The sequence below is a fragment of the Bradyrhizobium sp. Leo170 genome (assembly GCF_004296405.1).
Classification (GTDB): Bacteria; Pseudomonadota; Alphaproteobacteria; order Rhizobiales; family Xanthobacteraceae; genus Bradyrhizobium.
Genome location: NZ_PSRR01000276.1, coordinates 1 through 11,578 on the forward strand (window position 1 = coordinate 1; position 11,578 = coordinate 11,578).

An 11,578-nucleotide genomic window follows, 5' to 3' on the forward strand; every position below is an offset into this window, starting at 1 on the left:
CCGCCGCCTCCGGGCGGCATCGCCGGCGCCGGCTCCCTCGGCAGTTCGGCGACCATGGCTTCCGTCGTCACCAGGAGGCCGGCGACCGAGGAGGCGTCCTGCAGCGCCGTGCGCACAACCTTGGCGGGATCGATGATGCCTTCCTCGACCATGTCGACATATTCCTCGGTCTGGGCGTCGAAGCCGAAGGTCTCCGACTTGTTCTCGAGGATCTTGCCGACCACGATCGAGCCTTCGACGCCGGCGTTTTCCGAGATCTGGCGCACCGGCGCTTCGAGGGCCTTCAGCACGATGTTGATGCCGGCCTGGACGTCGGAATTGTCGTTGGAGAGACGACCGACTGCCTTCTTGGCGCGCAGCAGCGCCACGCCGCCGCCGGGCACGATGCCTTCCTGCACCGCGGCGCGGGTTGCGTTCAGCGCGTCCTCGACACGATCCTTCTTCTCCTTGACCTCGACCTCGGTGGCGCCGCCGACGCGGATCACCGCGACGCCGCCGGCAAGCTTGGCCAGCCGCTCCTGCAGCTTCTCGCGGTCGTAGTCGGAGGTGGTCTCCTCGATCTGCGCCTTGATCTGGCCGACGCGGGCTTCGATGTCGGCCTTCTTGCCGGCGCCGCTGACGATCGTGGTGTTCTCCTTGTCGATCACGACCTTGCGGGCGCGGCCGAGCATCTTGATCGTGACGTTCTCGAGCTTGATGCCGAGCTCCTCGGAGATCAGCTGGCCGCCGGTCAGGACCGCGATGTCCTCCAGCATCGCCTTGCGGCGGTCGCCGAAGCCGGGCGCCTTGACGGCGGCGACCTTCAACCCGCCGCGCAGGCGGTTGACCACCAGCGTCGCCAGCGCCTCGCCCTCGACGTCCTCGGCGATGATCAAGAGCGGCCGGCCGGACTGCACGACGGCTTCCAGCACCGGCAGCATTGCCTGCAGGCCGGAGAGCTTCTTCTCGTGCAGGAGGATGTAGGCGTCCTCGAGCTCGGCCGTCATCTTCTCGGCGTTGGTGATGAAATAGGGCGAGAGGTAGCCGCGGTCGAACTTCATGCCTTCGACGATGTCGACCTCGGTCTGCAGCGACTTGTTCTCCTCGACCGTGATCACGCCCTCATTGCCGACCTTCTGCATGGCTTGGGCGATCATCTTGCCGATCGCGGTGTCGCCATTGGCCGAGATGGTGCCGACCTGGGCAACCTCCGAGGAGGCGGCGACCGGCTTGGCGCGCTTCTCGAGGTCCTTGACCACGGCTTGCACCGCGATGTCGATGCCGCGCTTCAGGTCCATCGGGTTCATGCCGGCGGCAACAGCCTTGCCGCCCTCGCGCACGATCGCCTGCGCCAGCACGGTCGCGGTGGTGGTGCCGTCGCCCGCGGTGTCGTTGGTCTTGGAGGCGACTTCGCGCAGCATCTGCGCGCCCATGTTCTCGAACTTGTCCTCGAGCTCGATCTCCTTGGCGACGGTGACGCCGTCCTTGGTGATGCGCGGGGCACCGAAGCTCTTTTCGATGACGACGTTGCGGCCCTTCGGGCCGAGCGTGACCTTCACCGCATTGGCAAGGACATCGACGCCGCGCAGCATGCGCTCGCGGGCTTCTCCGGCAAATTTAACGTCTTTGGCAGCCATATCTTGCTCCTGGATAAATGGGATGGTGCGGCCGCCGCTTCTTACGCGTCATTGCCGGGCTTGACCCGGCAATCCATCACTTCGCCGACTCTTCCGAAGAGAGATGGATGCCCGGGTCAGGCCCGGGCATGACCAGCGGTGCGCGGCGGATTCGGCTCGGCTCAGGTCAGAACGCCCATGATGTCGGACTCCTTCATGATCAGGAGTTCCTCGCCGTCGAGCTTGACCTCGGTGCCCGACCATTTGCCGAACAGCACGCGGTCACCGACCTTGACGTCGATCGGGATCAGCTTGCCGGTCTCGTCGCGGCCGCCCGGCCCGACGGCGGTGACTTCGCCCTGAGAGGGCTTTTCCTTGGCGGTGTCGGGGATGATGATGCCGCCCTTGGACTTCTCTTCGGCTTCGATGCGCTTGACCACGACACGGTCATGCAGCGGGCGGAATTTGGATTTAGCCATGACGTTCCCTCTTGGAGGCTCGGTTTCAGGTCTCATTCATCGAGGCCGGGCTTGAATGCCGGCCGGTCGATGGATCGCGGGCAGGATATCCGGCGCGTTAGCAATCATCGCGCCAGAGTGCTAATTGTGGGGCGGGAAATATGGCTTGGCGCCTTTCCTGTCAAGCAAAGTGGTTAAGGCCTTGGTGAGGCCAATATAGGATGCTGCAACCAAATCAAATCAGAGCCCAGGTTGGAGTTCTCACGTCATCGTTTCGACGTCATTGCTCTGCCTTACGTTTTACGCTTGGCTGCAGGACGGGTGCGGCCCAAGGTGCGGCCCAAGGATATTTCGGGGGAATACGGATGATCGGATCAGGTGACGCGCGCGCGGTTGCGAGGCTCGCGTCCGTCTTAGCGCTGACGCTTCTGTTGGGCGCGTGCAGCAGCTTCAACCTGCCGTCGCTGTCATCCAACCCGGAGCCCGCGCCTGAGCCGGGGGTGGCGCCGGAAATGCCCGCCACCATCCGCTCCGACGAGATCGTCGGCCGCTGGGGCCTGGCCTCCTACCAGAACCCGACCGACCGCGCCCGCACCGAGAAGATGGCGCGCGACCAGTGCAAGCAGCCCTATGTGATTGGCGCCGGCCAGTCCGGTGGCGTGATCATGCATCTCGCCGACCAGGCCACCCCGCAGGAGCTGCGTCTGAAGGGCTCTCCGAGCGGCAAGAACTATATCGGCCCGCCGGGGCCGTCCGGCGGCGAGCAGGACCGCGAGATCGTCTCCTTCGACGGCCGCGTCATGGTCACCCGCTTCGTCGACAAGGACGCGGCCACCCGCTACGGCAACATGGTCTACGTCCGCTGCGCGCCACGGGCGTAGGGACCGGCGCTCTGTCCCCGTCATGCCCCGGGCATCCAGTAGTCACCGCTGTCAGTGCCTGAGCCGTGAGGCCGCCGCCTACTGGATCGTCCGCCTTCGCGGACGATGACGGCGGAGGAGATGGAGGCAAAAACAAAAACGCCGGCATCGCGCCGGCGTTTTGCGTTCTTCTCTGCGACCTGCCCGCTTAGTCGAACATCGCGTCGATATCGTCCTGCGAGGCGTGGCCCACGTCGCCGTCGAGCCTTGGGCCGTTGAGCAGGCGGGCGTCGCCCTCGCGGGTGTCGATGATCGGCGGCGCGTGCGCCTTGATGGCGTCGACACCGCCCCAGATCTCCATCATCGCGTTGATGTGCTGCTCGATGAACTTCATCGTGGTCATCACCTTGCTGATGCGCTGACCGGTGAGGTCCTGGAAGTTGCAGGCCTCGAAGATCGCCACTACGCGCTCCTGGACATCCTCGGCGAGCAGCTTGTGCTGTTCGGGCGAGGCGACCTTGGTCAGCGCGGTGGCGGCCTGGTCGATCGCTTCGGCCGCCTCGAGGATCTGCTGGGTAGCCTCTTCGGTGCCGCCGACGACGGCGCCGAGCTCGCCATTCACCTTGGCCATCTCCTGGCCGTCAAAGCTCTTGCCGTGCAGCACGGCGATCTCGCGCTTGGTGCGGCTGATGGCGTCGTGGATCAGGTCAAGCTCGACCTTCAGCTTCTCGCACTGCTCGACCTGCGCGCGATAGGTCTCGAGCAGCGCATGCGCTTCCGCGACCTCGCGCGCCACGGCCGCCTCGGTGGCTTCGGTTGCGACCGGACGCTGGGCGTGGACGCCGAGCGCCATCTGTGCGCGGATGGAGCGAAGCTCCGCCATGATCTCCCGATGCATTGGACCGATTTCGCCGCCTTCCACCGCAACCGGTGCCGGCATCGGCATGTCGCCCATAATGGCTTGTTCAACACGAAAACGCTTGCGACTAACTGACATGAGACTGTTCCCGCCCCCTTCACTCCCACTGTTCTAGGCAGAAGCGATTTAATAGGGAGTTCACATGGGAAAATTTTGCAGCGTGCGTTTCGCGTCGCGCCGCATACCCGGGATTAACCATGACGCCTGCGAATTTAAGCAAAATAAACGCTAATTTTGAAATCCGCCGCCGATTGCCGACGTGGTGAATCCAAACGCTTGTTACGTTTACCAAACCGATGCGGTTTTGATTTTGATTGGTCGCATGCCACGGCGTCTCGCGCCGAACGAGGCTGACGATTGACAAAACAGTACAGAGTACGTCGATGAAGAAAACATTCTTTGCACTTATTGCCGGCGCGTCCTTCCTGCCTGCCGCTCCGCATCAGGCGTTTGCGATCGATGGTGCGCCGCTCGCCGGGCCGACCGTGATCTATTCCTACCAGGCGCCGCCTCAGCCGGTGCGCAGGGCCTCCACCCTCGGTGGCGGCTTTATCGAATTCCTGTTCGGCGATGGTCCCGACCAGGGCTACCCGCAATCCTACGAGCAGCAGCCGATGTATCAGCAGCAGCCGGGTTATTATGGTGGACGGCGCACGATGCTGCCGCCGATGGATCCACAACAGCCGATGATGCGCGAGGAGCAGGCGGCCGATCCCGCGCAGCGGCCGTTCGATCCGAGATATGAGAAGCAGCTTGTCGATTATGACGGCAAGGAAGCTCCGGGCACGATCGTCGTCGATACCCCGAACAAGTTCCTTTATCTCGTGCAGGCCGACGGCAAGGCACTGCGCTACGGCATCGGCGTCGGCCGCCCCGGCTTCACCTGGTCGGGCGTCAAGACGATCTCCGCCAAGCGCGAATGGCCGGACTGGACGCCGCCGCCGGAAATGCTGGCACGCCGTCCCGATCTGCCGCGGCACATGGTGGGCGGTCCGGAAAATCCGCTCGGCGCGCGCGCGATGTATCTCGGCTCCTCGCTCTACCGCATCCACGGCTCGAACGAACCCTGGACCATCGGCACCAACGTTTCCTCAGGTTGCATCCGGATGCGCAACGAGGACGTCATCGACCTCTACGGCCGCGTCAATGTCGGCACCAGGGTGATTGTGATCTAGCGATGCTGTCGTCCCGGGCAAGCGAAGCGCAGACCCGGGACCCATAACCACGATCGTTCGTGATCTATAAAGCTGTGGCCGCTTGTTCGCGCCACAGCGCAAAGTCGGGGTTAAGGGTCCCGGCCTTCGCCGGGACGACAAAAGAGAAACGGCCGCCCAATCGGGCGGCCGTTCTGTTTTTCAATCCGCATGCGGCTTACGCATAGTCGCTACCGCCGTCGTCGCCGCCGTCATCGAACCCATCGTCGTCATCGTCGGGACCATAGCCATCGTCGTTGTTGTTGTTGTCGTTATTGTTATTGTTGTTGTTGTTCGACGCCTGGTCGTAAAGGCCGGCGCGCGAGTCGTTATCGCGTCCGCCGGAGCCGATATCGTTGACGCCAGCATCGCGCGCAAGATTGCCGCCGGACTGGTCATTGCCCCACGGTTTGTTGTCGCCGAGATTGCCGGAGTCCCCGAACGCCTGGTGACCGCCGCCACCGCCCATCAGCCCGCGGATGCTGTTCATCAAGAGCGAGCCACCGACCACGCCGGCGGCGGCCGCCGCGGCGGTGCCGAGGAACGAGCCGCCGCCACCGCCGAACGGACCCGCTTGCGGCGCGCCATAGGACTGGGGCTGCTGGCCGTAAGGCGGCTGGCCGTAAGATCCTGGACCCTGCGCCTGCTGCATCGCCTGGCCGGTATTCCAAGCGGGGCGGCTGCCACCCTCCGGCGGGCGCACCGGCGGAACCGAGCCGCGCGGCTGATTCTGGTTCTGGCCGAAGATCGCATCGCGCATCGAATCGAGGAAGCCGCCGCCTTGGCCCTGCTGCTGCGGTCCACCGCCGAGTTCTGCTTCCAGTTGCTGGATATGGTCGTTGGCGCGCTTCAGCGCCTCGTCCTGCACCAGCGCGGTCTGCACCAGCGCATAGACGGCGTTGGGCGCCTTGCGCAGCCCTTCCGAGATGGCGGCCAGCGCCTCCGGATCACGCGGGGCGTTCTCCAGCTTGGCGAGCCGGTCGAAGAGATCGTCGATCAATTGGCGTTCTTGCGGGGTCATGGCCTTCTCCATCGCGTCGATTGCGTCGAAGCGCGGAACATGTAGGGCCGCCTTTGTGGCGCAAGGAGTGGGGCCGCGAATTAAATTTGCGTATGCGACAAAAGGACCGGCGCGCCTTCAGGCGAGCGTAACATTGTTCGCCGCCAGCAGTTGCGGGAAGTGCTCGCTGCCGAGGTAGGCATGCTCATTTTCGCGCTGGGTCGTCAGCGGATCGAGCTCCTTCAGCGTCTCGTCGACGAAGCCGGGATGACACATCACGAGTCCGCCGTCGGGCAGCCCCTCGAGAAACTGTCGCATCAGGGGACCGAAATCGGGCGATCTCGAAAAATCATAGGCGCCGGCGAAAGCAGGGTTGAAGGGAATGCCGGCGCGTCGTGCACGCTTCCTGAATTGCGCGCTCAGTGTATCCAGCACCAGCGCTTTCGGCGCTCGCAAGCGTTGCGCCAGAGGATGGTTGCGTCCGCCCTGGCGCACCCAGGCTTCGGGCGCGGCGTCCTTCACGGCGCGCAAAAAGGCGTCGCGCACCTGCGGAAACAATTGCACATGTTGATGGCCGTCAACAAAGTCAGGCGCGCGGCCGAACATGTCCTTGAAGGTTGCAAGCTGCTCGACGAGCTCGGCATGGATCATCTCGCGATCGAGCCGCCGGAGCAGGCCGGCGCGCAGCAGTTTCGGAAAGGGCAGGAACAGCCCGCCATTGACGGGTCGGAAATGCATGGTCAGCGGCCGGAACGGCGCGCTCAGCGTCGCGTGCAACCCGACCGCGCAGCGCGGGCTTTCGGCGGCAACGCTCTTTAGCGCCGCCACTTCGTCGCGGCCGATCGCCGCGCCCACCACCATCACCGAGGTCGCATTCAGACGGCCGCGCGCGATGAGATCGCGAATGGCGCGGTTGACGCCCTCGCTCAATCCGTAATCGTCGGCGCAGAGCCAGATCCGGCGCGGCTGCGCGGCGTCGTTCATTCGGCCGCGGTCCGTTCGCTGCCCGCGGCAGCCGCATCAGGGCCGGCGCGCTTCTCGCTATGCTCGGCGACGAAATAGATCGGCCGCGCCTTCAGCTCGGACAGGATCTTGCCGATATATTCACCGACGATGCCGATCATGATGAGCTGCACGCCGCCGATCGTCATCAACCCGATCACGAGCGAGGGATAGCCGGGCACCTGCTTGCCGGTCGTGAAGACCTCCCACAGGATCGAAAGCCCGAACAGGAACGCCGCGGTCGCCAGCAGCACGCCGAGCAGGCTCGCGAAGCGCAGCGGCGCCACCGAGAACGATGTCACTCCTTCGATCGACAGGCCGATCAGCCGCGTCGCGCTGAAGGTGGTGACGCCATGCGCACGCGGCGCCGGCTCGTAGTCGACCCTGATCTGGCGGAAGCCGATCCAACTCGCCAGCCCCTTGAAGAAGCGGTTGCGCTCGGGCAATTGCCGCAGCGCCGCCACCGCGCGCGGCGACAGCAGGCGGAAGTCGCCGGCATCTTCCGGGATCTTCTGCCGCGCGCCCCAGTTGATCAGCGCGTAGAAGCCGTGCACCGCGAGCCTGCGCAGGAACGGCTCGTTGTCGCGATGCGCCTTCGCGGTATAGACGACATCGTAGCCGTCATCGATCCAGTGCGAGACCAGTTTCTCGACCAGGCTGGGCGGATGCTGGCCATCGCCGTCCATGAACAGCACGGCACCGCGCCGGGCATGGTCGAGGCCCGCCATCAGCGCCGCCTCCTTGCCGAAATTGCGCGACAGCGACACCACCTGGACATCCAGCGTGTCGGCGGAAAGCGAACGCGCGATCGAAAGGGTGTTGTCCTTGCTGCCGTCGTCGACATAGACGACCTCGCAAGCGAGCCCGTAGCGTTCCTTCAGCGTTCGCGCGAGACCGATCAACCGCTCGTGCAGCGGCGCCAGCCCCGCAGCCTCGTTGTAAACGGGAACGACGATCGACAGCCCTTGCGCTGCAGCATTCGCCGCGGTGGTGGTCAGGCCGGAAACGTCAGAGCCCAGCGTCATCGAGCAGGTTCCAGATTCTCAAAAATATATGGTACCGCCCGGTAGCTGTCGCCACGATGAACGAGCGTGCGGCGTCATTGCCGCAGGAAGGCCTCGAGCCTGGCGAACAGCGGGTTCTCGCGGTCGAAGACGTAGTCGAGCGAGACCACCGACACCGTATCGGCGCCATGCGCGCGCAGGAAGCTGCCGAGCGCATAGAGCTGCGCCGGTGGGCAGTGCAGCGTCAACATGCCGGATGAGGTCGGCCCGCCGAACGGGGCGACCACGCCGAAGCGGTTATGGGCTTCCGCGAGCAATGCTGCATCGCATCCTTTGAAGCGGGTGCGGACCTCGCGATACTTGTTCGCCCGGGCGCGCGCGGCAATGTGATCCAGGATGACGCGCGCGGCTTCGCGGGCCCCGGTCGACCAGTCGGCGTCCTTCGAGGCGACGAGGTTGGCCTGGCTGCGCAGGATCACACCGTCGTCGAGGACTTTCAGCCCGTTGGCCGCCAGCGTCGCGCCGGTCGTGGTGATGTCGACGATCAGTTCTGCCGTGCCGACTGCGGGCGCGCCCTCGGTCGCGCCGGCGCTCTCGACGATGCGATAGTCGAGGATGCCGCGGGAGGCGAAGAAGGTTCGCGTCAGGTTGATATACTTGGTCGCGATCCGCATCCGCCGGTGATGCTGCTCGCGGAAACCGGTGGTGACGTCGTCGAGATCGGCCATGGTGCGGACGTCGATCCAGGCCTGCGGCACCGCGACCACCACATTGGCATAGCCGAAACCCAAACCGTCGATCAGGTGCACGCGCTTGTCGGCGTCGGCGATGCTCTCGCGCACGAGGTCCTCGCCGGTGACGCCGAGATGCACCATGCCGCGCGCGAGCTGCGAGGCGATCTCGCTTGCCGACAGATAGGCGATCTCGACATTGTCCAGGCCTGAGATGGTGCCGCGATAATCGCGTGCGCCGCCGGGCTTCGACAGCGTCAATCCGGCGCGGGCGAAAAACGCCTCGGCATTTTCCTGCAGACGTCCTTTCGACGGGACGGCGAGAACGAAGGGCGCGCTCATGCCTTGCCTCCGCGCAGAGGCTTGCCATGTTGCGTCAGCGTCTCGATCCAGACGGAGAAGCCGACCGCCGGGATCGGCTCAGCCGAGCCGAGCTGCGTCATCAGTCCATCATAGCGGCCGCCGGCGACCAGCGGCTCGGCGCCGTTGCCCCTGGCGTGCAATTCGAACTCGAAGCCGGTGTAATAGTCGAGACCGCGCCCGAACGAGGTCGAGAAGCGCGCCTTGCGGGTATCGATGCCGCGCGCGGCCACGAAGCCGACGCGGCGTTCCAATTCGTCGATCGCGCAGGAGAGGTCGAGCCCGGCGTCTTCGGCCAATGCGCGCAGTTGCGCGATGGCGTCGTCCGGCTCGCCCGAGATCGACAGGAAGCGCTTGATGGTCGCAATCGCGTCGCGCGGCAGCGCGCCGGCCTTCAAGGTCGATTGTTCGAGGAAGCGGTCGGCGATCTCGGCGACGGTGCGGCCGCCGACATTGGTGGTGCCGGCGATCGACATCAGGTCGGTGACGAGCGCCAGCGCCGCCTTGCGATCGGAGCCGGCGAGGGCGGCCAGCACGCCCTGATATTCGTTACGGCCAGGACCGCCGGCGAGCGTCAGCCGCTCGATGTCGTCGGTGAGGCTGACCTTGCGGTTGAAATCCTTGACCAGGCGGCGGCGCCACACGGGATAGAGCTCGAGCGCCTCGATCAGCGCATTGAACAGAGCGACGTCGCCGGTGCGGATCTCGACGTCGGTCAGTCCGAACGCCGCCGTCGCCTCCAGCGCCAGCGCCAGCATCTCGGCATCCGCCGCGGCGCGGTCCTGCCGGCCGAATGATTCGATGCCAGCCTGCAGAAACTCGCTCGGCTGGCCGCCGCGATAACGGAATACCGGGCCGAGATAGCTGAAGCCGGCCGGCTTCCCGGCCTCCGGCGAGGCGAGGTAGTCACGCGCCACCGGGATCGTCAGGTCGGGGCGCAGGCACAGATCTTCGCCGCTGGCGTCGGTGGTGAGGTAAAGGCTCTTGCGGATACCCTCGCCGGAGAGGTCCAGGAACGGCTCGGCCGGCTGCAGGATCGCCGGCTCGGACCTGATGTAACCGGCCTGCGCAAATGACAACAGCAGTGCATCCGCCCATGCGGCGGAGGAGGCGGCACCGCGTGTGGTGGCGGTTACGGTCATCTCGACGTCCAAATCGCCCGAAAACGGGTTCCGGAGTGGTCCAAGGGGTGGCCCAAGGGCGACCCAAGGGTTTGCGGGCGAGCCCTTAGCACGGCAAAAGCGCTGTTTCGACCGGCATCGGCCAAATCGCTTAACGAGCGCGTAGCCCGGGTGGAGCGAATGCGCAACCCGGGACACCTGCATCAGCGTTTTCGGGCGGCCCCGGGTTACGCTGGCGCTCCACCCGGGCCACCTAGCCCTTTGGGCGCCAGTCGCCAAGCGCCGCCTGTACCAGGGCCAGCGCCGCGACCCCAGCGGTGTCCGCGCGCAGGATCCGCGGCCCCAGCGACAGCCGGAGGGTCTTGGGCTGGCGCAGCAGCAGCGCGCGCTCCTCCTCGGCGAACCCGCCCTCCGGGCCGATCAAGATGTCGATGCCGTCAGTGCCGGTCCCCAGTTGCAGCGCCTGCAGGGGATCGCCGAGATCGGCGGCCTCGTCGCAAAATACCAGGAGCCGGTCACCCGCGCGCTCGGTCAGGAAGCGCTCGAGCGGGACGGGGTCAGCAACCTCCGCCAGGGCGGTGATCCCGCATTGCTCGGCGGCCTCGATCACATTGGCGCGCATCCGCTCGCCGTTCACCCGCGAAACCTGGGTGAAGCGGGTCAGGACCGGCCGCAGGCGCGAGGCGCCCATTTCGACCGCCTTTTGCACCATGTAGTCGAGCCGGGCGTGCTTTAGGGGCGCGAAGACGTAGGCGATATCGGGCAGGCGGTCCTGCGGCCGGGTCTGGCGGTGGACCGTCAGCGTGTCCGCCCGCTTGCGGCCACTGAGCTCGGCCTGCCATTCGCCGTCGCGGCCATTGAACACCAGGATGGCGTCGCCGGCCTTCAACCGTAATACGTTACCGAGATAATTGCTCTGGTCGCGGTCCAGCGCGACGGTTTCGCCCGCTTGCAGGGGGGCATCAACGAACAGGCGAGGGGCGCGAAAGTCGTAGTCCGGCATCCGTTAATGTTCCGTCGTCACGCAACTCGGCCGCGCTTTTAGCCTAAAGCGCTAGAATCTGTAGCTTATTTTTGATCGATGGCGCGGCGTGACGCCGCGCTGTTGCCCCAATCCACGGGTTGTTAAGGAACGGCTGGAATCGTAAAAAGCCGCATGGAAATTGTGCTTCGTTTGGAAGCCGGCTGCCGGAGAAATATCCCTTGATGACCCGCCTGATGGTGTCGCTGACGGTCGCCGCCGTGGTGCTCCACGCCGGCCAGGCTTTTGCACAGGGCGCGTTTCCCGCGCCGCTGCCCGGTCAGCAGGCCGCAGCGCCTGCCAACGCCTCGCCC

Annotated in this window: 11 protein-coding genes; 2 read left to right on the top strand and 9 right to left on the bottom strand. The window is 65.4% G+C overall.

Annotated features, from left to right (window positions below):
• On the bottom strand, positions 1-1,616 hold a 1,616-nt coding region (groL, locus tag CWO89_RS32625), incomplete at its 3' end, for a chaperonin GroEL (RefSeq protein ID WP_130582604.1).
• 161 nt (positions 1,617-1,777) lie between these two features.
• Complete coding sequence (locus CWO89_RS32630) at positions 1,778-2,074, bottom strand: co-chaperone GroES (RefSeq protein ID WP_130582605.1); 297 nt, start codon at positions 2,072-2,074, stop codon at positions 1,778-1,780.
• Between the two features lie 344 nt (positions 2,075-2,418).
• On the opposite strand from CWO89_RS32630, the gene CWO89_RS32635 reads away from it, so the two are divergent.
• Positions 2,419-2,934, top strand: coding sequence for a hypothetical protein (locus tag CWO89_RS32635; protein ID WP_130582606.1), 516 nt, complete (start codon positions 2,419-2,421; stop codon positions 2,932-2,934).
• A gap of 187 nt (positions 2,935-3,121) precedes the next feature.
• Here the strand turns inward: CWO89_RS32635 and CWO89_RS32640 are convergent, their stop codons facing one another.
• Positions 3,122-3,910: a protein phosphatase CheZ gene (locus tag CWO89_RS32640; RefSeq protein WP_130582607.1), complete on the bottom strand. Its 789-nt coding sequence runs from the start codon at positions 3,908-3,910 to the stop codon at positions 3,122-3,124.
• 305 nt (positions 3,911-4,215) lie between these two features.
• Here CWO89_RS32640 and CWO89_RS32645 point away from each other — a divergent pair, with 305 nt between their 5' ends.
• On the top strand, positions 4,216-5,007 hold the full coding sequence (locus CWO89_RS32645; protein WP_130582608.1) for a L,D-transpeptidase family protein: 792 nt from the start codon (positions 4,216-4,218) through the stop codon (positions 5,005-5,007).
• A gap of 196 nt (positions 5,008-5,203) precedes the next feature.
• Here the strand turns inward: CWO89_RS32645 and CWO89_RS32650 are convergent, their stop codons facing one another.
• The 6 genes from CWO89_RS32650 to CWO89_RS32675 all read right to left on the bottom strand — a co-directional run bounded on the left by CWO89_RS32650 (position 5,204) and on the right by CWO89_RS32675 (position 11,246).
• Positions 5,204-6,046, bottom strand: coding sequence for a DUF2076 domain-containing protein (locus CWO89_RS32650; protein WP_130582609.1), 843 nt, complete (start codon positions 6,044-6,046; stop codon positions 5,204-5,206).
• Between the two features lie 117 nt (positions 6,047-6,163).
• Positions 6,164-7,009: a ChbG/HpnK family deacetylase gene (locus CWO89_RS32655; RefSeq protein ID WP_130582610.1), complete on the bottom strand. Its 846-nt coding sequence runs from the start codon at positions 7,007-7,009 to the stop codon at positions 6,164-6,166.
• Positions 7,006-8,052, bottom strand: coding sequence for a glycosyltransferase family 2 protein (locus tag CWO89_RS32660; RefSeq protein WP_130582611.1), 1,047 nt, complete (start codon positions 8,050-8,052; stop codon positions 7,006-7,008). Before CWO89_RS32660 ends, CWO89_RS32655 begins: the two co-directional genes overlap by 4 nt.
• Before the next feature lie 74 nt (positions 8,053-8,126).
• Entirely contained in the window at positions 8,127-9,104 is a 978-nt protein-coding gene (gene hisG, locus CWO89_RS32665) for an ATP phosphoribosyltransferase (RefSeq protein ID WP_130582612.1), read from the bottom strand.
• On the bottom strand, positions 9,101-10,264 hold the full coding sequence (locus CWO89_RS32670) for an ATP phosphoribosyltransferase regulatory subunit (RefSeq protein WP_130582613.1): 1,164 nt from the start codon (positions 10,262-10,264) through the stop codon (positions 9,101-9,103). Before CWO89_RS32670 ends, hisG begins: the two co-directional genes overlap by 4 nt.
• A 232-nt stretch (positions 10,265-10,496) precedes the next feature.
• Complete coding sequence (locus tag CWO89_RS32675; protein ID WP_130582614.1) at positions 10,497-11,246, bottom strand: 16S rRNA (uracil(1498)-N(3))-methyltransferase; 750 nt, start codon at positions 11,244-11,246, stop codon at positions 10,497-10,499.
• Between the last annotated feature and the right edge of the window lie 332 nt (positions 11,247-11,578).

Excerpts from the sequence above, each read along its gene's own strand:
- CWO89_RS32640 (WP_130582607.1), bottom strand. The coding sequence starts at position 3,910 with ATGTCAGTTAGTCGCAAGCGTTTTCGTGTTGAACAAGCCATTATGGGC.
- CWO89_RS32660 (WP_130582611.1), bottom strand. The coding sequence starts at position 8,052 with ATGACGCTGGGCTCTGACGTTTCCGGCCTGACCACCACCGCGGCGAAT.
- hisG (WP_130582612.1), bottom strand. The coding sequence starts at position 9,104 with ATGAGCGCGCCCTTCGTTCTCGCCGTCCCGTCGAAAGGACGTCTGCAG.
- CWO89_RS32675 (WP_130582614.1), bottom strand. The coding sequence starts at position 11,246 with ATGCCGGACTACGACTTTCGCGCCCCTCGCCTGTTCGTTGATGCCCCC.
- CWO89_RS32655 (WP_130582610.1), bottom strand. The coding sequence starts at position 7,009 with ATGAACGACGCCGCGCAGCCGCGCCGGATCTGGCTCTGCGCCGACGAT.
- CWO89_RS32635 (WP_130582606.1), top strand. The coding sequence starts at position 2,419 with ATGATCGGATCAGGTGACGCGCGCGCGGTTGCGAGGCTCGCGTCCGTC.
- CWO89_RS32630 (WP_130582605.1), bottom strand. The coding sequence starts at position 2,074 with ATGGCTAAATCCAAATTCCGCCCGCTGCATGACCGTGTCGTGGTCAAG.
- CWO89_RS32670 (WP_130582613.1), bottom strand. The coding sequence starts at position 10,264 with ATGACCGTAACCGCCACCACACGCGGTGCCGCCTCCTCCGCCGCATGG.
- CWO89_RS32645 (WP_130582608.1), top strand. The coding sequence starts at position 4,216 with ATGAAGAAAACATTCTTTGCACTTATTGCCGGCGCGTCCTTCCTGCCT.
- CWO89_RS32650 (WP_130582609.1), bottom strand. The coding sequence starts at position 6,046 with ATGACCCCGCAAGAACGCCAATTGATCGACGATCTCTTCGACCGGCTC.